This is a genomic window from Flavobacterium sediminilitoris (assembly GCF_023008245.1).
Lineage (GTDB): Bacteria > Bacteroidota > Bacteroidia > Flavobacteriales > Flavobacteriaceae > Flavobacterium > Flavobacterium sediminilitoris.
Window position 1 is genome coordinate 3,314,977 of sequence record NZ_CP090145.1, and the last position, 18,999, is coordinate 3,333,975.

Here is an 18,999-nt window from a genome sequence, read left to right on the forward strand (position 1 = left end):
TTTAAAAAATTAAATGGTGTTTTTATAGTTGAGCTATTTCTTTTTGGATGTTTTCTCTTGCTTTGGTTTCATAAAGCATTCTGTAGGTTTCCGTTTGAAATAGGTTTGTACTTTCTAAAAAGTGTTGCAAGGCTTTTTTACGCCCTGGTTTATATAGAAAATCAGGATAGATTTTGTATTCTTTTCTAATTTGTTCGTAATAATTTTGATAATCTTCCCAATCTTTGGCTAGAATTTCTAAATCAAAATCGATTAACCAATTGGTGTCTTCGTCCTTATTATGTTCATGTTGTTTTGTGGCAACAATCATATCAAAAACTAAGGTTCTATTAATGGTAATTTCTTTAGGTAAGATACTTAAAGCGAATTCGGCACTTTTTAATTCGTTATCTGTTTTCTTCGCATTGTATACGATATCATGATAAAATATAGCATAAAGTGTCTCATTAGGACTTTGAATTTCAGAATGATACTTATTAAAGCTTAGTATCATATTTTCTAAGTGCATCAAATTGTGATAATATCTGTTTTTCTGAGAATATGCTTTTTGTAATGTTAGCCAATGTACTTGAATATCATTTTGATGAAATCCTATTTGTAATAATAGCTTGAAGTATATTTCTTTCAAATTCATGTAAGTTCTTTCCTCAAAAATACAATTTTTTTAAAGTGCTAAACAGAGAAAAAAATATCTATTTAAAATATAACCAAAAAATGGGTAATAAAAAAAAGGTTTTAACACTTGTAAGTGATCGATCAAATGGTGTAACCTGAAAAGCCATAATAAAAAGAGTAAGGAAATTAACATAACAAATTATGAAATTAATCAAAAAAACAGCTTTATTACTTGTGTTTGTATCATTCTTCTCCTGTTCTAATGATGAAGAAACAACTTCTTTAACAAACAATGATTTCAATTCATTAGGGATGAAATCAGATGGCAAACTATTAATTTTTAAAAACATTGAAGATTATGAAAAAGTAGTAAACAATCCATCTGAAGCTTTACAAAATGAAGTTTTAAGTGAAATTGCTAAAATGGGACATCTAACTTATGCTGAAGTGAATCCTATTACAACATTAGATATTAATACAATTAACACTTACATTAGTCCTTATTTTTCACAATTAATTAATAAAGATAATTGTATTCAAATTGGTTCTCATATATTTAAAATTAATAAAAAAAACGAAACGGTGCTTGTATTAGAAGCAAAATATGCAAATGAGTATCTAGATTTAATTCAAGAAAATCTTTCAAACTCACACATTCAAATTTATTCTACAAATGATGATGTATTAGGTTTAATTTCTAATGATGATGAAGCTATTTCAAACAAAGCTTGTAGTGAAGATGCTGCTGGAGGACGTAATCAAGGTGTAGGATTACAAATTGGAGGACGATTAGTTACGCTTTATAGCATTTATGAAAAATCTGGAATTTATTGTTCTGCACATTATTATATGTATTCTAACGCTACTTTTAGTAGTACTGAAAGAGCCTATATACAAACTGAAAACACATGGACAAAAGCAAAATGTAGTTCTGCATCAGGACCTTCTTCATTACCTTGGTATAGTAGTCCTGGACACTATGGTTATGAAAAAACGCTTCCTGTTTACAAATCTACTAAACGATTAAATGGCTACCATTTAAAAGGTAGAATTCGTTTTGAGTCTGGATCTACAACAAGTTATACTACTTCATTTTCTACTTGGGCGGAAATAGAAGCTAATAGTCCTTATTAATAATAAGATGGATTGAACATAAAAAGAAAACCCTGAATTCATACTAAATTCAGGGTTTTTCTTTAATAAATAATATATTACTTCACTTCTTCAAAGTCTACATCTTGAGTTTGATCTTCAGAAGCATTACCTTGTGGTTGAGCATCTTGTGGAGCTCCTTGTCCTTCTGCTTGCGCTTTGTACATTTCTTCAGAAGCATTTTTCCAAGCTTCGTTGATTTTATCTAAAGCTGGAGCAATTGTATCAACATCTTTAGTTTCATAAGCTTTTTTCAATTCTTCTAATGCTCCTTGAATAGCTGTTTTGTTACCTTCAGATAATTTATCTCCAAATTCAGATAATTGTTTTTCCGTTTGGAAAATCATACTGTCAGCTTCATTTAATTTTGAAACTTTTTCCATAGCTGCTTTGTCTGCATCGGCATTCATTTCAGCTTCTTTACGCATTTTTTCAATTTCTTCTGGTGTTAATCCTGAAGAAGCTTCAATACGAATATCATGTGATTTTCCAGTTCCTTTATCTGTAGCTGATACTTTAATGATACCATTAGCATCAATATCGAAAGTTACTTCAATTTGCGGAACACCTCTTTGTGCAGGTGGAATTCCATCTAAATGGAAACGTCCAATAGTTTTATTATCTGTTGCCATTGGTCTTTCTCCTTGTATAACGTGGATTTCAACTGATGGTTGGTTATCTGCTGCTGTAGAGAAAACTTGTGATTTCTTCGTTGGAATAGTTGTGTTAGACTCTATCAATTTAGTCATTACACCACCCATAGTTTCAATACCTAATGAAAGTGGCGTTACATCTAATAATAATACGTCTTTAACGTCTCCTGTTAATACTCCACCTTGAATAGCTGCTCCAATTGCAACAACTTCATCTGGGTTAACTCCTTTTGATGGTTTTTTACCAAAGAATTTTTCTACTTGCTCTTGAATAACAGGAATACGAGTAGAACCTCCTACTAAAATTACTTCATCAATATCTGATGTTGACAAACCTGCATCTTTTAATGCTTTTGCAACTGGCTCCATTGAACGTTTTACTAAAGCATCAGCTAATTGTTCAAATTTTGCACGTGTTAATGTTTGTACTAAATGCTTAGGTCCTGAAGCTGTAGCAGTAACATAAGGTAAGTTAATTTCTGTTTGAGCAGAAGATGATAACTCAATTTTTGCTTTTTCTGCTGCTTCTTTTAAACGTTGCAGAGCCATTGGGTCTTTACGTAAATCAATTCCTTCAGCACTATTAAAATCATTCGCTAACCAATCGATAATCACTTGATCAAAATCATCTCCTCCTAAGTGTGTATCTCCATTTGTAGATAATACTTCAAAAACGCCATCTCCTAATTCAAGGATAGAAATATCAAAAGTACCTCCACCTAAGTCATATACTGCAATTTTTTGATCTTTACCTTGTTTATCTAAACCATAAGCTAATGCTGCAGCAGTAGGCTCATTAATAATACGCATTACTTCTAATCCTGCAATTTGTCCTGCTTCTTTAGTAGCCTGACGTTGCGCATCATTAAAGTATGCAGGAACTGTAATTACAGCTTTAGTAACTGTTGTTCCTAAATAATCTTCAGCTGTTTTCTTCATTTTTTGAAGAGTCATTGCTGATAATTCTTGTGGAGTATATAATCTTCCGTCAATATCAACTCTTGGTGTGTCATTATCTCCTTTTACTACTTTATAGGCAACTGTTGAAGCTTCTTTAGCGCTTTCAGAATATTTATTTCCCATAAAACGCTTAACAGAAGCAATCGTTTTTGTAGGATTAGTTACAGCTTGTCTTTTAGCAGGATCACCAACTTTAATCTCTCCTCCTTCTACAAAAGCAATTACTGAAGGTGTTGTTCTTTTCCCTTCTGCATTAGCAATTACGACTGGTTCTCCACCTTCCATAACGGCAACACAAGAATTTGTTGTACCTAAATCAATTCCAATAATTTTACTCATAACTTTTAATCTTAATTTATTTATTGTGTGTATTTATTTTATTTTTAAAACTTGCTTTTTTACATTTCAATGATTATGCCAACTATAAAAAAGGTTATATTTTGTCATATAACACAAAAAACAATGACAAGATGTCATTATAAAAAAATAGCCACCCATAGGGCGGCTATTCAACCAATTTAATAAATATTAATTTAAATTAAAGTATTCTTCATCTGACATTTCACCTGATTGAATTCTTCTTAATTCTTCAGCATGTGAACGAATATAAGCATCAATTTCAGGATTAAAATATTCTGAACTAGCAGCATTTTGCTTGTATGAACCACTTAAAACTCCTGAATAATAATAGAAGAAGTTATAATCAAAATTAGGTCCGTTTAAAGCATATGCTCCTAATAAAAATCCTAAACGTACTGCTGAACGTCTTTGATAACTTAAACCATGATGTCCAGGACAAGTTGTACAATTATCTCCAATTGAAGCTGCAAATTCATAAGCTGCTGCAATTTGAGAAAAAGAAGTTTTATTAAATCCTGTAGGTCTTCTTAAATAATAACCAGCCATACCGTCTGCTTCTAATTCCGCAGCACGAGCAGTAGATTCATTTTGAGAAGGTAAACCATAAGTATATTGTAATTGATGACCAAACTCATGAGCTAAAATCATAGCATTTACAATATTATCACTTGATTGAGCTTTTGCAGCATTATAGATTGCTTCTCCATAGTAAATTTTACCACTACCATAAGATATAGCGTTAAATGTAGAACTTGGATTACTTGGATCTTTTACAAAACGTAAAGGCACAGCCGGTCTTCCCCAAACGGCTGCAATTTTTGAATTTTGTGTATTCATAAAATTAGTTTCAGCAGAAGTTCCTATTGTAGTACTTAATACAGCTGTTGGACTCCAGTTTCCATCTACATAACCACAATCCCCTTCTAAATGGTTTGGTTGTTCATCTACTATAGATAAAATTTCCTCTTGGTTATTTGAAACAGTTTCTTCGTCTTTACTACAAGATGTTGTAGTTAATACAATTGCACTCAAAAATAGAAATGCATTTTTAAAATTTGTTTTCATTAAAATTATAGTTATAAATTATTAATGAAGCAATATTATAAAAAATAATAACACTTATTTTATATTAAAATTATATAATTTGTTAAAATATTTAATTATTGATATTTCAACTATTAAATTGACGTTTTAACGCCAGAACTACAATTATCATCTTAGTTTTTAACAAAAAATAATGAATAATTGCTAAAAATAACAAAATGTGTTTATTAATCCTTTTGTATTTCTTTGTAGCCTATATTTGCATTTATTAAGTATAAGTATATAATTGTTATGGAATGTATTTCTGTTTTTGATATGTTAAAAATTGGTGTAGGACCATCGAGTTCCCACACATTAGGTCCATGGAGAGCTGCAGAGCGTTTTTTGGAAGATTTGCGAAATGAAAACCTAATTGACTCTATAAATAGAATTAAAGTAGATTTATATGGTTCTCTTTCACTTACAGGTAAAGGTCATGCAACGGATTTAGCTGTCATGCTTGGATTAAGTGGTGCTGATCCTGAATATATTCCTGTTGAAAGTATTGACGTTATAATTACAGCTATAAAAAACAAAAAAGAAATTTTCCTTGGTAACGAAATCATTATTCCTTTTAATATTAGTGATGATATTGTTTTTAATAGAGACTTTTTACCTTTTCATTCAAACGGAATAAAATTTACTGCTTATACTGATAATTCAGAATATGAAAAAACGTATTATTCTATAGGTGGAGGATTTGTTGTTGTAGAAGAAAGAATAAATTCTACTATTAATGAAGAATTAAAATGTGCATTTCCATTTCCTGTTGATAAGGCTTCTGAATTATTAGAATATTGTAAAAAGGAAAACAAGAAAGTTTGGGAAATTGTATATGAGAATGAAAAATCTATGCGTACGGAAGAAAATATCCATTCTGAACTAATGCGAATTTGGGACACAATGCTAGAATGTATGTATATTGGATGTCATACTGAAGGGACTTTACCTGGAGGCTTAAATGTAAGAAGAAGAGCTTATGATATGCATAAAAACTTAATTGGTGTTTTACCTTATGATAATCCATATTCTTGGATGCAGATTATTCGTCAAACTGAAGTAAAGTTTAGACAAATATTAAAATGGGTAAGTTGTTTTGCTTTAGCTGTAAATGAAGTAAATGCTTCACTAGGCAGAGTTGTAACAGCTCCTACAAATGGTAGTGCTGGTGTTATTCCTTCTGTTTTAATGTATTATTTAGTCATTGAAAATCACGATGCAAATGAAGAGCAAATAAAACAATTTTTAATGACCGCTGGAGAGATAGGCAGTATCTTTAAAAAAGGAGCTACTATTTCTGCTGCCATGGGTGGTTGTCAAGCAGAAATTGGAGTTTCAAGTGCTATGGCAGCAGCAGCATTATGCGAAGTAATGGGAGGAACTCCTGAACAAGTACTTGTAGCGGCAGAAATTGCTATGGAACATCACTTAGGGCTAACTTGCGATCCAATAGGTGGATTAGTTCAAATTCCATGTATTGAACGTAATACAATGGGAGCTATAAAAGCGATAAATGCTGCTGAATTAGCATTAGAGACAGATGCAAAAAATGCTAAAGTTCCATTAGATAAAGTTGTAAATACAATGTGGGAAACAGCAAAAGATATGAATACTAAGTATAAAGAAACTTCTGAAGGAGGATTAGCCATTGGAGTTAATCTTGCTGATTGTTAATCTATAATATTATAAAAAAGAGAGAGCAACTAATCTCTCTTTTTTATTTGAATAATCTCCTTCTATAAATGATTCTATTTATGTGGCTAAATCTGATTCATCTACTATTTTATCATTTCTTTTTCTTGAAAGTATAGCTAATCCAAATGTTATAACTCCTAATCTACCTATAAACATTATACATATCAATATTATTTTACCAAATACAGATAAGTCTCCTGTTATTCCTGTACTTAAACCAACCGTTCCAATGGCAGAAGTGACTTCAAATAGTAGTGCTTCAAAAGCATAATTTTCTGTAAAAGAGAGCAGAAAAACACTTAAAAACAATATTGCAGTATAAAATATAAATATTGAAATAGCCATTTCGAGTCTATCAATTGGAATAGTTTTTCCAAAATATGTAACTTTTGATTGATTTCTTAATTTACTTTTCACAATAGCAACAATAGCGGTTAATGTAGTTATTTTCATACCACCAGCAGTGCTTGATGGAGCAGCTCCTACATACATTAAAAAAATAATAACTAAAAGAAAACCTAACGAGTATGTCCCAATGTTAACGGAATTAAATCCGGCAGTTGTCATTGAATTTACAGATGTGAATAGAGCTATTTGTAATTGTTCAAAATGAGTCCTGTTTTTAAATGATGGTTCAAAATAGTTAATTATTGTTGCTAAAAATAAAACAGAAAAAAATGAGTACGTAATCATTTTTGTTGTAAAAGAGATTTCTTTAGTCTTTTTAGTAAAAAAATACCATAAATCTGTAACGACAATAAAACCTAAAGCACCCGAAATTGTTAAAAAAAATACAATTGCATTTAACAAAGAGTTTGTAGCATATCCTTCAAAACTATCATTATATAAACTAAATCCTGCGGTACAAAATGAGGAAACACTATGAAAAATACTTGTCCAGATAGTAAAAAAAGAATCCGAATGTTCTACCCTAAAAACACAATAAAAGAGAATAGCTCCGATTATTTCTATGGTAAATGTAAAAACAATAACTGATTTTAAAAAGTCTTGAACTTTAAATTCTCTTGGCATAGTAAATTCATTATGTAGTATTTTTTTATGCCAATGTGTAATTTGCTTGGTTGTAGATAATAAAATGTAAGTTGTAAAAGTCATATAACCAATCCCTCCTATTTGAATTAAAATTAGAAGAATTAATTGTCCAAAAAAAGTATAATTATCAAATGTACTAACTGTTGCCAAACCTGTTGTAGAAAGTGCAGAAGTAGAAGTAAATAATGTATCAATAAAAGAGGTAGGTATTTTTTGTGCAAATGGCAAAGAGAGAAAAATCCATCCTAAAATCATATACATAAAAAATCCAAAAAAAATACTCTGTTGAGGTGTTAATCGCAAGTGAAATTTTAAATATTGACGTCTTGCTGTTTGAAATAAGGTTTTAGGCATTTTTATTTTCAATTTTAAATTTATAATAATTTTTAACAAAGTGGGAAGCATAAATTAATCCTAGTTTTTCAGCTACCAAACACAAATCTTTCAATTGATTTTCTAAAGGATCTTCTCGTTGTGGACATTGATTAATTTTCATGAATTCATGAAACCATAACCTTGATTCTACATCACTTTGATTAGGGTTAATTATTTCATTAATAGACAAACATGTAGTATTGCTTGGCACATTAGCTGTGTTGCGGATTAATTTTTTCATGTAAAATGCTTTTTTTAGATTAAGGTAAATCGATATCCAATTCCACTCTCAGTAAGTATCATTTCTGGATGATTTGCGTCTTTTTCTATTTTTTTTCTAAGTTGAGCTATAAAAACTCTTAAGTATTGAGTCTGATCACTATAACTTTTTCCCCATACTTCTTTTAATAAATATTGATGAGTTAATACTCTTCCTTCATTTTTAACTAAAGTGGCTAATAAGTTAAATTCCGTTTGTGTTAATTTCAGATCTTCATTATTAACTTTTACAACTCTTGAAACTAAATCAATTGAAAAACTAGAAGAACTTATAATAGGCTCAGAAATTTCTTTAATATGATGTCGTAAATGTGAACGAACTCTTGCCAATAATTCTTGTGTTCTAAATGGTTTTATTAAATAATCGTTAGCACCATTATCTAGGGCTTTAACTATCTCAATTTCTTCACTTTTAACAGATAAAATCATAATAGGATTAGAATACCATTCTCGTAATTGTTCTAATACTTTTTGACCATCAATATCTGGCAAACCTAAATCTAGCATAATTAAATCTGGTTGAAACGCTGCTGCAAATCGAATCCCTTCTAAACCATTTTCTGCAAATTTGACTTCAAAATCATTACTACTTAAAGTTATATCTAAAAGTTTTCTAATTTGAACTTCATCATCGATTACTAATATTTGGCGCTTATTCATTTTCAACGGTATTAAAGTTTGACATTTTAGTTTCAATTTTAATAGTAAATTTTGCTCCTCCTTCAACTCTATTTTCTAATGCTATTTCTCCATTTTGAGCTTCAACAAAGCCTTTAACAATAGACAAACCTAAACCTGAACCACCAGGTCTTGAGTTTTTAAGCCTATAAAATTTATCAAAAACATAATCAATTTCATCTTTAGGAAAACCTTTTCCTTCATCTAAAATTTCTATCAGTAAAATATTTCCATTATTCTTTAAATTGATCAAAATAGTACTATGCTCAGGTGTATAAATAATGCAATTATTTAATAAATTATAAATAATATGCTCTGTTAAACCATAATCTAATTTAAATAAAGGAAAATCTTCAGAACAATTTACTATAATCTTCTGGGAATATAACTTTGTATTTAATGTTCTGATAGCTCCATAAATGATTTCTTTAACATCAACCCAATCCATTTTTGGCACAATAACACCTGACTCTAATCTTGACATATTTAACAAGTTTTCAACTTGATTATTCAATCTTAGTGTGGCAATTGATATTTCTTCTAAGAGTTTTTCTTTTTGATTATCGTTTATCGTTTTATTATTCTGAAGTGCGTCTGTTGAACCAATGATTGCCGATATTGGAGTTTTCAATTCATGCGATAAACTATCTAAAAGTGTATTATATAGCTTTATCGATTTAAGTTTAGCGTCTTTTTTATTAGCTATATGTTCTATTTGTTTGATTTTAAATGTTAAAACTGCATTTATTAGTGCAATAACGAAATACATAAAAAACATTAATACATCTTCTGTATTTTCTATATGAAAAGTAAAATAAGGTTTTATAAAAAAGAAATTCCAAATTAAAGCACTTAAAATAGCTCCAATTAATGTTGGAATAATACGATAAAACATCGCTAAGAAAGAAACTGTAACTAAAAGAATAAATGCTATTACTTTATAACCTATCAAATCTTTAAATACAAAACAAATAAATGATATTAGTATTACAAAAAGAATGCTAAAAAAATATTGCTTGTTTGTATTTGTACTTCTATTTAACACACTTAATTTCTTTATTGTTTAACACAGCAAAGATAAGTTGGGTTTCATAAATAATATATAAAATAATCCTCTGTAAGTATAAAGATTTTATAAAGATTTCATTTTTCTTGTATCAATTATATAGACAATTTTCCATAAATTATCATACTCTTTGATAAGTGTAAAAGAGTTAACTCCTTGATGACTTAACTTTTCATTTACAAAAAATTCATAAGGAGTCCAAACATGAGCTAAATCACCATCAATCTCTATTCTATAATCTAAAAGTTTTTCTAAAAAGATAACATTAGAAGGAATTGAAGCTATCGATTTTAAAAAAACATCAAAACCATCATTCTTTAATTTTGTTCCTTTGTTTTTAGTACTTACTGTACACATAATTATTTCTTCATGACACATTTTCTTCAATTGTGTAGTGTCTTTTAAATGAAAGGCAATAAAAAAATCATCAATACATTTTCTAACTTCATTTTCTTGAGAGAAAGAAGATGAAATGGCAAATAGACTAACTAGTAAAAAGAGAGACTTTTTCATATTCGTTTTTAATTAATTGGTTGTTATTTTACAAAAAATGTTACATTATTCATGATAATTTCAAATTTATTTTATTTGGTTAATTTGTATCCTATTTTGATTTATTACATTTGCCTAGAATAAAACAACGAATCATAAGTAAATTTTAGATTAAATTTCTAATTTAAAATTTCATAACATACAATCGATATAAAATGTCAGTAGCTAAAAAAGATTATAAAAGAATTACTACAAAAACACTAGTTGAAATGAAAGATAATGGAGAAAAGATCTCCATGTTAACTGCTTATGACTTTACAATGGCAAAAATTGTAGATTCAGCAGGAGTAGATGTAATTCTTGTAGGTGATTCTGCTAGTAATGTAATGGCTGGTCATGAAACTACATTACCAATTACTCTTGACCAAATGATATATCATGCATCATCTGTAGTTAGAGCGGCAGAAAGAGCTTTAATCGTTGTTGATTTACCTTTCGGTTCTTATCAATCAGATCCAAAAGAAGCATTGAGGTCAGCTATTAGAATCATGAAAGAAAGTGGCGGGCACGCTGTAAAACTAGAGGGTGGAAGCGAAATAAAGGATAGTATAAAACGTATTTTAAATGCTGGGATTCCTGTAATGGGACACTTAGGACTAACTCCTCAATCTATTTATAAATTTGGAACTTATACTGTAAGAGCTAAAGAAGAAGAGGAAGCTGATAAGTTAATTGAAGATGCTAAAATGCTTGAAAGGGTAGGTTGTTTTGCTATAGTATTAGAAAAAATCCCTGCTGCATTAGCAAAAAAAGTTGCCGAAAGCATCTCTATTCCTGTAATCGGAATTGGAGCAGGAAATGGTGTTGACGGACAAGTTCTTGTGCTTCATGATATGATTGGTATGACACATGAATTTAGTCCTCGATTCTTGAGACGTTATATGAATTTATATGAAGAAATGACTACAGCCATTGGTCAATATGTTACGGATGTTAAATCTGTTGATTTTCCAAACGAAAATGAACAATATTAATTCTTTATTATACTTTTTAAAGATTTTTACTTTTAAATAATGGCAGAAAAAATAATTTCTACTAAAGATAATCTTCAGATTCTTCATGAAGACAATCATATTATTGTAATTAATAAACGCGTTGGAGATATTGTTCAAGGTGATAAAACAGGAGACAAACCATTATCTGAAGTTGTAAAAGAATATATAAAAGAAAAATATAATAAACCTGGAGAAGTTTTTTTAGGTGTCATTCATCGTTTAGACAGACCAACTACTGGTATTGTAGTATTTGCAAAAACATCAAAAGCATTAACACGATTAAATGATAGTTTCAAAAATAGAGAAACACAGAAGACATACTGGGCTGTTGTAAAAAATAGCCCTCCAAAAAACAATGATGTTTTAATTCATTATTTAAAAAGAAATCCAAAAAACAATACTTCGAAAGCACATATTAAAGAAGTCCCAGAGAGTAAAAAAGCAAGTTTAGCATATACAATCATTAGAAAATTAGATCATTATATTGGATTAGAAATCCAACTTCATACTGGAAGACACCACCAAATTAGAGCACAACTATCTGCAATTGGTTGCCCTATAAAAGGAGATTTAAAATATGGATTTGATAGAAGTAATCCCGATGGAGGTATTCATTTACATGCCAGACAATTAGTCTTAACTCACCCTGTAACAAAAGATATTTTAAAAATTATAGCTCCTACACCGAAAGATGTAATTTGGAATGCTATTTCTTCTTAAAATATCTTTTGAAAGGATTTTCATATTTAAATTAATACTCTAGCAAAGCTTTTAATTCTGCTTCAAAACGTGCTTTTGGTAAATATTGATCTTCTAAAGCTTTCACAAAAGGAATAGCACTTTCAATACTTGCTACTCGTTTTACTGGAGCATCTAAATATTCAAAACAGTTTTCCATTATCATTGCAGAAATATCACTTGAAATTCCTCCAAATAAAGTATCTTCTTGTAAAATAATCACTCTATTTGTTTTCTTCACAGAAGTATAAATCGTTTCCCAATCTAAAGGTTGTAAACTTCTCAAGTCAATTAAATCAGCAGATATATTTGAGTTATTAGATAATGTCTCTAATGCCCAATGTACACCTGCTCCAAAAGAAATAATAGTCACAGCGGTTCCTTCTTTTAATAGTGCAGCTTTTCCAAGCGGAATAGTATAATAATCAACAGGAACATCTTGATAAATACTTCTATATAATTGTTTATGTTCAAAAAACATAACTGGATTAGGGTCATTAATTGCTGTGTTTAATAATCCTTTTGCATCATAAGGAAAAGCAGGATATACTACTTTTAATCCAGGTGTTTTGGTAAACCAAGCTTCATTAGTTTGTGAATGAAATGGTCCTGCTTGTGTTCCACCACCACAAGGCATTCTCACAACAACATCGGCCTTTTCATTCCATCGATAATGTTGTTTTGCTAGTAAATTTACAATTGGGTTGAAGCCAGTAGAAACAAAATCAGCAAATTGCATTTCCATAACAGCTTTATATCCATTAATAGAAAGCCCATTTGCAGTAGAAACTACTGCACTTTCACAGATTGGTGTATTTCGAACTCTTTCTTTACCAAATGCATCAACAAAACCATCAGTAATTTTAAACGCTCCACCATATTCTGCAATATCTTGCCCCATTATAACCAAATTTTCATGTCGTGCCATTGATTGACGTAATCCATTAGAAATAGCATCAATAAGACGAATACTCTCCTTTTCTCCAGAGGCTTCAAAAGCTTCAAAAGTATAAGGTTTATACATATCATTTAATTCTTCTTCCAAATTAGCAACTACATCTGGTTCTGTTTGAGTTAAAGCCCAATGCTCATCAATTTCAGCTTTAATACTCGATTTTATTTGAACATCATCCTCTTCATTTATTACATAAGTTCTAATTAAATAATCTTTAAAATTAGAAATCGGGTCTTTCTCTGCCCACATATCCATCAATTCCTGCGGTACATATTTTGTTCCACTTGCTTCTTCATGACCACGCATTCTAAAAGTTTTAAATTCTAATAAAACGGGTCTTGGATTTTCTAACATTGATGCTTTTAATTCAGAAACTAAATTTACAACTTCAAGTATATTATTTCCATCCACAACATAGCTTTCCATTCCATAACCAACACCTTTATCTGCTAAGTTTTCACAACGATATTGTTCATTTGTAGGAGTAGAAAGACCATATCCATTATTCTCAATTACAAATAAAACTGGTAAATCCCATACTGAAGCAATATTTAAAGCTTCATGAAAATCTCCTTCTGATGTAGCTCCTTCACCTGTAAAAACGGCTGTAACCTTACCATTCTTCTTTAATTTATTTGCCAAAGCAATTCCGTCTGCAACACCCATTTGCGGGCCAAGATGAGAAATCATCCCTATAATTTTATATTCTTGTGTTCCAAAATGAAAACTTCTATCTCTCCCTTTTGTAAATCCTGTTTTTTTACCTTGCCATTGTGAAAACAAACGATGTAATGGAATTTCTCTAGTAGTAAAAACACCTAAATTTCTATGCATCGGTAATATATACTCATCTTTATCTAAAACGGATGTTATACCTACCGAAATAGCTTCCTGACCTATTCCAGAAAACCATTTTGATACTTTACCTTGACGTAAAAGAATTAACATTTTTTCTTCTATCATTCTAGGTTTTAAAAGCTTCTTATATAAATCTAAAAGTTCTTTATTACTTAAATTTTTTCTATCAAAATTCATACAAACGTTGTCTATTAATTTCTTTCAAAAGTATAAAAAATAACATTTTTAAAATAGATTGTTACAAAAAAATATTTTTAAATAATTTAAGCTATTCATATAAATGTTAATAACTTTCCTAAATTGAATTAAAAATATTTATTTACATTTGTTTTATGTAGGTGTTAAGCCTATTGTAAGTTATTAACAAAATGTAATATAATGCAAAAAATTCCAAGTGTTGACTTACGTGATTTCCTGTCGGATGATCCGGCACGTAAACAAAAATTTGTAAATGAAATCGGAAAAGCCTACGAAGATATTGGCTTCGTAGCATTAAAAGGTCACTTTTTAGATGACAAATTAGTTGAAGGTTTATATGGAGAAGTTAGAAACTTTTTTTCACTTCCTTTAGAGACTAAAAAGAGTTATGAAATTCCAGGAATTGGAGGACAAAGAGGTTATGTTTCTTTCGGAAAAGAGCATGCAAAAGGTCGTTCTGCTGGAGATTTAAAAGAGTTTTGGCATTTTGGTCAGTATGTAGATACTAATTCAAAATATGCTGGAGAATACCCTGATAATGTTGAAGTAAAAGAATTACCAAATTTTAATACAATTGGTAAAGAAGCATATCAAATGCTTGAAAAAACAGGAATTTATGTTTTAAGAGCATTAGCTTTATACATTGGTCTTGATGAGTTCTATTTTGATAAATACATCAAAGATGGAAATAGTATTTTACGTCCTATCCATTATCCACCTATTACAGATGAACCAAAAGATGATGCTGTTAGAGCGGCCGCTCATGGTGATATCAATTTGATTACATTATTAATGGGTGCACAAGGAAAAGGATTACAAGTTCAAAATCATAATGGAGACTGGATTGATGCAATGGCTGAACCAGATGAATTAATGATAAATGTAGGTGATATGTTATCAAGACATACAAACAATAAATTAAAGTCTACAATTCATCAGGTTGTTAATCCTCCTAGAGAATTATGGGGAACTTCTCGTTACTCAATTCCATTTTTTATGCACCCCGTTAGTGACATGAAATTAAATTGCTTATCTGAATGTATTGATGATAACAATCCAAAATTATATGAAGATATAACAGCGGGAGAATTTTTACATGAAAGACTAGTAGAATTAGGCTTGATTAAAAAATAATTGTAAATTTATATTTTTACAAAAAGGCATTGAGTTTAATCTTAATGTCTTTTTGTTTTTATTTTACAGCAACACAAAATATTGAGAAACTTAACAAAAATTATATAAGAATCTCTTTTGTGTTTCTTAAATTTCATACTATGAGCTTAGAAGACCAACTAAAAAAACTATTTCCTGATCATCAAGTTTCTAACGAACCTGAAATGGTTGAGGAAACAAAACACGAATTATTTGTTCAAAAAGAACCTATGATTTGTAAATATGAAAAAAGAAAAGGAAAACCAACAACAATTATTGCAGGTTATGAAGGAGAAGATGAAGATTTTAAACTATTAGCAAAAGAAATCAAAAACAAATTTGCTGTTGGTGGAAGTTTTAAAGATGGAGAAATTATAATTCAAGGAGATTATCGAGATAAAATTATGAAATATCTTCAAGAAAAAGGTTTCAAAACTAAACGTGTTGGAGGCTAAAAAATGCATTCAACCATCCGTTTTAAAACACTTTAACCATTTAAACTAAAAAAATGATACAAAATTCAGAACTTATATTAAATCCAGATGGGAGTTTATATCACATCAATTTAAAACCCGAAAACATTGCTCACGATATTATTTTTGTTGGAGATCAAGAAAGAGTAGAAAAAATTACAAATCGCTTTGATTCTATAGAATTTACAACTCAAAAACGTGAATTTAAAACACAAACTGGTATATTCAAAGGAAAAAGATTAACTGTTATTTCTACAGGAATTGGTCCTGATAATATTGATATTGTTTTAAATGAATTAGATGCTTTAGTTAATATTGATTTAGAAACTCGCAAACCCAAAGAGAAACTTACCGCTTTAAATATTGTTCGCATTGGAACATCTGGTTCCTTACAAAAGGATATTCCTGTTGACAGCTTTGTCATGAGCGAATATGCTATTGGATTAGACAATATGCTTCGCTCCTACTTAATTGACAAGGTTTCTGAAAAAGATATTGAAAATGCTTTTATAGAACAAACAAATTGGGATTTACAAAAAGGTCGTCCTTATGTAATTAAATGTAGTGAATCTTTAGTGGATAAAATTTTTAGTAATAAAATGCACAAAGGATTTACTGGAACGGCTGGTGGATTTTATGGTCCACAAGGTCGCGTATTACGATTAGACATTCAAGATCCAGAATTGAATACCAAAATGGATAATTTCAATTTTAATGGAACTCGTATGACAAATCTTGAAATGGAAACCGCTGCAATATACGGATTAGGTAAACTTTTAGGTCATAATTGTTTATCTTTAAATGCAATTATTGCCAATAGAGCAACTGGAGATTTTAGTTCAAATCCATATCAAACCGTTGAAAATTTAATCGATTATACTTTAGAAAGATTAGTAAAATAATATGAATTTTAGATTTGCCAGACATACTAATGATTTAGCTAAACTCAAAACCTTTTATACAAATATATTAGGTTTTGAAGTTTTAGGTAGTTTTGAGAATCATGATAATTATAATGGTATTTTTATAGGGAAACCTAATTTAAACTGGCATTTAGAATTTACACAATCCAATGAACAAGCAATTCATGTTTTTGACGAAGATGATGCTTTAGTATTCTATCCTGAAACTATTGAGGAATATGAGCGTCTAATTTTCAAAATAAGACTTGAAAACATTCCTTTTGTTACATCAAAAAATCCTTATTGGAATGAAAATGGGAGAATGATTTTAGATCCTGATGGCTATAGAATTATAATTTCTAATTTAAAAATTAAATGAATAATGTTTACAATTGAAACTGACCGTTTACTTCTTCGCCCAATTGAATATAACGATTCTGAAGGTATGTTTTTACTAGATAGTAATCCAAATGTTCATAAATATTTGGGAAATAATCCATTGAAATCTATAGAAGAAAGTATTGTTTACATTGAAAATATTAGAAATCAATATCTGGCACATGGTATAGGACGATTTGCTGTAATTTTAAAAGAAACAAATGAATTTATTGGCTGGAGTGGATTGAAATATATAACAGAAGAAGAAAACAATCATATCGATTTTTATGAAATAGGATATCGTTTCCGTGAAGAATTTTGGGGAAAAGGATTTGCTTACGAATCTGCAAAAGCTTGGTATGATTATGCCTTTAATGAATTAAAAGTAGATGTGTTATATGCTTCTGCTCATATTGAAAATATAGGTTCTAGGAAAATTCTTGAAAAAATTGGGCTAAACTTAAAAAACAAATACGTTTGGAATGAAAAGATTCCATGCGTTTGGTATTCATCAAATTAAAATTCCAATATGAATTTAAAACTAGAAACAGAACGACTTCTTCTTAGACCATTAAATTTTAATGATGCAGAAGCTATGTTCGCAATGGATGCAAATCCTAATGTTCATAAATACCTTTGGAACAAACCTGCTCAATCCATTGAAGAATCTATAAAAGTTATTGAATATGTACAAAATCAATATAAAGAAAACAATATTGGACGTTTTGCTACTATTTTAAAAGAAACAGAAGAATTTATTGGTTGGACAGGAATTAAATTTGTTAATGATCATGTTGAAAATGGAAATACCAACTTTTTTGATTATGGTTATCGCTTAAATGAACCTTTTTGGAATAAAGGATTTGCTACAGAAGCCACGCAATTTTGGTTAAATTATGGCTTTAACAAAATGAATATTGAAAAAATGAATGCCTATACACATGCTAAAAATGGAGCTTCAAACCATATTCTTCAAAAATGTGGAATGGAGTTTATAGAACAATATAAAGCTGAAGATGGAATTCAATGGAAATGGTGGCAAATGATAAATCCAAATAATTAATTTCTACTCCACAAAAAGGATACTAATCATTTTTTGTGTTTTCTAAGCAAAATAATTTCATTTTCTGCTTAAATAATCTATACCTTAGCCAAAAAATAATCCCAAAATTTCCACAAGAAATCATATCAAAAAATTCAAATAAGATTATCTCATTTATATTCAGATAGTCAACGAATTATATTTTAAAAATTTAAAAAAACCTATGAATTTAACATTACAAACAGATCGATTAATTTTAAGAGAACTTCTATTTTCTGATGCTGAAGCACTATTTAAGATGGATAAAAATCCAAATGTGCACACTTATTTAAGCAGTAATCCTGCAAATGACATTGATAATGTTACAGATTACATTGGCGAAATCAGAAATCAATACATAAAAAATAGAATTGGTCGTTTTGCAGTTGTATTAAAAAAAACAAACGAAGTTATAGGTTGGGCAGGAATCAAATTTGTGACAGAATCTGAAAATAATTTAGTAAATTTCTACGATATTGAATATCGTTTACAAGAAGAACATTGGGGAAATGGATATGCAAAAGAAGCAGCAGAAGCATGGCTTCAATATGGATTTAACAAAATGAAAAAATTTAATATTTATGCTTCGACACATACTGAAAACAAAAATTCTAAAAGAATATTAGAAAGACTTGGAATGAAACAAAAAACAGAATATAATTGGAATAATATTCCTTGCGTTCGATATGAAATCACAAAAGAACAGTTTAATAAATAGTACTAAAAAATTGAGCTAAAAATTCTTTGA

The 18,999-nt window shown here is 29.5% G+C and carries 20 protein-coding genes; 11 read left to right on the forward strand and 9 right to left on the reverse strand.

The window, feature by feature from the left end; translation table 11 throughout:
* Positions 1–22: 22 nt before the first annotated feature.
* A complete protein-coding gene (locus tag LXD69_RS15200; protein ID WP_246916009.1) occupies positions 23–634 on the reverse strand; it encodes an HD domain-containing protein in 612 nt (203 codons plus the stop codon).
* Between the two features lie 182 nt (positions 635–816).
* Between LXD69_RS15200 and LXD69_RS15205 the strand changes: the two genes are divergently transcribed.
* Positions 817–1,749 (forward strand): hypothetical protein, encoded by a 933-nt coding sequence (locus LXD69_RS15205; RefSeq protein ID WP_246916011.1) that lies wholly within the window; start codon positions 817–819, stop codon positions 1,747–1,749.
* 77 nt (positions 1,750–1,826) lie between these two features.
* On the opposite strand, the gene dnaK is transcribed toward LXD69_RS15205, so the two are convergent.
* Positions 1,827–3,719 carry a molecular chaperone DnaK gene (gene dnaK / locus LXD69_RS15210; RefSeq protein ID WP_045971485.1) on the reverse strand — a complete coding sequence of 631 codons (1,893 nt, stop codon included), beginning with the start codon at positions 3,717–3,719 and terminating at the stop codon, positions 1,827–1,829.
* 189 nt (positions 3,720–3,908) lie between these two features.
* On the reverse strand, positions 3,909–4,805 hold the full coding sequence (locus tag LXD69_RS15215; RefSeq protein WP_045971487.1) for a neutral zinc metallopeptidase: 897 nt from the start codon (positions 4,803–4,805) through the stop codon (positions 3,909–3,911).
* Between the two features lie 270 nt (positions 4,806–5,075).
* On the opposite strand from LXD69_RS15215, the gene LXD69_RS15220 reads away from it, so the two are divergent.
* Complete coding sequence (locus tag LXD69_RS15220) at positions 5,076–6,497, forward strand: L-serine ammonia-lyase (RefSeq protein WP_246916012.1); 1,422 nt, start codon at positions 5,076–5,078, stop codon at positions 6,495–6,497.
* Between the two features lie 78 nt (positions 6,498–6,575).
* On the opposite strand, the gene LXD69_RS15225 is transcribed toward LXD69_RS15220, so the two are convergent.
* From LXD69_RS15225 to LXD69_RS15245, 5 genes are all read right to left on the reverse strand, one after another.
* Positions 6,576–7,925 carry a TrkH family potassium uptake protein gene (locus LXD69_RS15225; RefSeq protein WP_246916013.1) on the reverse strand — a complete coding sequence of 450 codons (1,350 nt, stop codon included), beginning with the start codon at positions 7,923–7,925 and terminating at the stop codon, positions 6,576–6,578.
* Positions 7,918–8,187, reverse strand: a complete 270-nt coding sequence (locus tag LXD69_RS15230) for a hypothetical protein (protein WP_045971491.1) — start codon at positions 8,185–8,187, stop codon at positions 7,918–7,920. Before LXD69_RS15230 ends, LXD69_RS15225 begins: the two co-directional genes overlap by 8 nt.
* Positions 8,188–8,201: 14 nt before the next feature.
* A complete protein-coding gene (locus LXD69_RS15235) occupies positions 8,202–8,885 on the reverse strand; it encodes a response regulator transcription factor (RefSeq protein ID WP_045971841.1) in 684 nt (227 codons plus the stop codon).
* Positions 8,878–9,948, reverse strand: coding sequence for a sensor histidine kinase (locus LXD69_RS15240; RefSeq protein ID WP_262916260.1), 1,071 nt, complete (start codon positions 9,946–9,948; stop codon positions 8,878–8,880). Before LXD69_RS15240 ends, LXD69_RS15235 begins: the two co-directional genes overlap by 8 nt.
* A gap of 87 nt (positions 9,949–10,035) precedes the next feature.
* Positions 10,036–10,482, reverse strand: a complete 447-nt coding sequence (locus tag LXD69_RS15245; protein WP_045971495.1) for a 3-methyl-2-oxobutanoate hydroxymethyltransferase — start codon at positions 10,480–10,482, stop codon at positions 10,036–10,038.
* Positions 10,483–10,676: 194 nt separating this feature from the next.
* Between LXD69_RS15245 and panB the strand changes: the two genes are divergently transcribed.
* Both panB and LXD69_RS15255 read left to right on the forward strand, forming a co-directional pair.
* On the forward strand, positions 10,677–11,495 hold the full coding sequence (panB, locus tag LXD69_RS15250; protein WP_045971497.1) for a 3-methyl-2-oxobutanoate hydroxymethyltransferase: 819 nt from the start codon (positions 10,677–10,679) through the stop codon (positions 11,493–11,495).
* A gap of 39 nt (positions 11,496–11,534) precedes the next feature.
* Positions 11,535–12,236, forward strand: a complete 702-nt coding sequence (locus LXD69_RS15255; protein ID WP_246916017.1) for an RluA family pseudouridine synthase — start codon at positions 11,535–11,537, stop codon at positions 12,234–12,236.
* A gap of 31 nt (positions 12,237–12,267) precedes the next feature.
* On the opposite strand, the gene LXD69_RS15260 is transcribed toward LXD69_RS15255, so the two are convergent.
* Entirely contained in the window at positions 12,268–14,244 is a 1,977-nt protein-coding gene (locus tag LXD69_RS15260) for an alpha-ketoacid dehydrogenase subunit alpha/beta (protein ID WP_246916018.1), read from the reverse strand.
* Between the two features lie 201 nt (positions 14,245–14,445).
* Between LXD69_RS15260 and LXD69_RS15265 the strand changes: the two genes are divergently transcribed.
* From LXD69_RS15265 to LXD69_RS15295, 7 genes are all read left to right on the forward strand, one after another.
* Complete coding sequence (locus tag LXD69_RS15265; RefSeq protein ID WP_045971503.1) at positions 14,446–15,399, forward strand: isopenicillin N synthase family dioxygenase; 954 nt, start codon at positions 14,446–14,448, stop codon at positions 15,397–15,399.
* Positions 15,400–15,539: 140 nt separating this feature from the next.
* Entirely contained in the window at positions 15,540–15,872 is a 333-nt protein-coding gene (locus LXD69_RS15270; protein ID WP_045971843.1) for a translation initiation factor, read from the forward strand.
* 53 nt (positions 15,873–15,925) lie between these two features.
* Entirely contained in the window at positions 15,926–16,792 is an 867-nt protein-coding gene (locus LXD69_RS15275; RefSeq protein ID WP_246916020.1) for a nucleoside phosphorylase, read from the forward strand.
* Between the two features lies 1 nt (position 16,793).
* Entirely contained in the window at positions 16,794–17,171 is a 378-nt protein-coding gene (locus LXD69_RS15280) for a VOC family protein (protein WP_246916021.1), read from the forward strand.
* A 3-nt stretch (positions 17,172–17,174) separates the two neighbouring features.
* Positions 17,175–17,690, forward strand: a complete 516-nt coding sequence (locus LXD69_RS15285; RefSeq protein WP_317236302.1) for a GNAT family N-acetyltransferase — start codon at positions 17,175–17,177, stop codon at positions 17,688–17,690.
* Between the two features lie 9 nt (positions 17,691–17,699).
* A complete protein-coding gene (locus LXD69_RS15290) occupies positions 17,700–18,233 on the forward strand; it encodes a GNAT family N-acetyltransferase (RefSeq protein ID WP_246916022.1) in 534 nt (177 codons plus the stop codon).
* A 202-nt stretch (positions 18,234–18,435) separates the two neighbouring features.
* Complete coding sequence (locus LXD69_RS15295) at positions 18,436–18,969, forward strand: GNAT family N-acetyltransferase (RefSeq protein ID WP_045971514.1); 534 nt, start codon at positions 18,436–18,438, stop codon at positions 18,967–18,969.
* Positions 18,970–18,999 lie beyond the last annotated feature (30 nt).

Bases quoted from the DNA above. Each gene is read 5' to 3' on its own strand.
- LXD69_RS15200 (WP_246916009.1), bottom strand. From the start codon at position 634: ATGAATTTGAAAGAAATATACTTCAAGCTATTATTACAAATAGGATTT.
- LXD69_RS15205 (WP_246916011.1), top strand. From the start codon at position 817: ATGAAATTAATCAAAAAAACAGCTTTATTACTTGTGTTTGTATCATTC.
- dnaK (WP_045971485.1), bottom strand. From the start codon at position 3,719: ATGAGTAAAATTATTGGAATTGATTTAGGTACAACAAATTCTTGTGTT.
- LXD69_RS15215 (WP_045971487.1), bottom strand. From the start codon at position 4,805: ATGAAAACAAATTTTAAAAATGCATTTCTATTTTTGAGTGCAATTGTA.
- LXD69_RS15220 (WP_246916012.1), top strand. From the start codon at position 5,076: ATGGAATGTATTTCTGTTTTTGATATGTTAAAAATTGGTGTAGGACCA.
- LXD69_RS15225 (WP_246916013.1), bottom strand. From the start codon at position 7,925: ATGCCTAAAACCTTATTTCAAACAGCAAGACGTCAATATTTAAAATTT.
- LXD69_RS15230 (WP_045971491.1), bottom strand. From the start codon at position 8,187: ATGAAAAAATTAATCCGCAACACAGCTAATGTGCCAAGCAATACTACA.
- LXD69_RS15235 (WP_045971841.1), bottom strand. From the start codon at position 8,885: ATGAATAAGCGCCAAATATTAGTAATCGATGATGAAGTTCAAATTAGA.
- LXD69_RS15245 (WP_045971495.1), bottom strand. From the start codon at position 10,482: ATGAAAAAGTCTCTCTTTTTACTAGTTAGTCTATTTGCCATTTCATCT.
- panB (WP_045971497.1), top strand. From the start codon at position 10,677: ATGTCAGTAGCTAAAAAAGATTATAAAAGAATTACTACAAAAACACTA.
- LXD69_RS15255 (WP_246916017.1), top strand. From the start codon at position 11,535: ATGGCAGAAAAAATAATTTCTACTAAAGATAATCTTCAGATTCTTCAT.
- LXD69_RS15260 (WP_246916018.1), bottom strand. From the start codon at position 14,244: ATGAATTTTGATAGAAAAAATTTAAGTAATAAAGAACTTTTAGATTTA.
- LXD69_RS15265 (WP_045971503.1), top strand. From the start codon at position 14,446: ATGCAAAAAATTCCAAGTGTTGACTTACGTGATTTCCTGTCGGATGAT.
- LXD69_RS15270 (WP_045971843.1), top strand. From the start codon at position 15,540: ATGAGCTTAGAAGACCAACTAAAAAAACTATTTCCTGATCATCAAGTT.
- LXD69_RS15275 (WP_246916020.1), top strand. From the start codon at position 15,926: ATGATACAAAATTCAGAACTTATATTAAATCCAGATGGGAGTTTATAT.
- LXD69_RS15280 (WP_246916021.1), top strand. From the start codon at position 16,794: ATGAATTTTAGATTTGCCAGACATACTAATGATTTAGCTAAACTCAAA.
- LXD69_RS15285 (WP_317236302.1), top strand. From the start codon at position 17,175: ATGTTTACAATTGAAACTGACCGTTTACTTCTTCGCCCAATTGAATAT.
- LXD69_RS15290 (WP_246916022.1), top strand. From the start codon at position 17,700: ATGAATTTAAAACTAGAAACAGAACGACTTCTTCTTAGACCATTAAAT.
- LXD69_RS15295 (WP_045971514.1), top strand. From the start codon at position 18,436: ATGAATTTAACATTACAAACAGATCGATTAATTTTAAGAGAACTTCTA.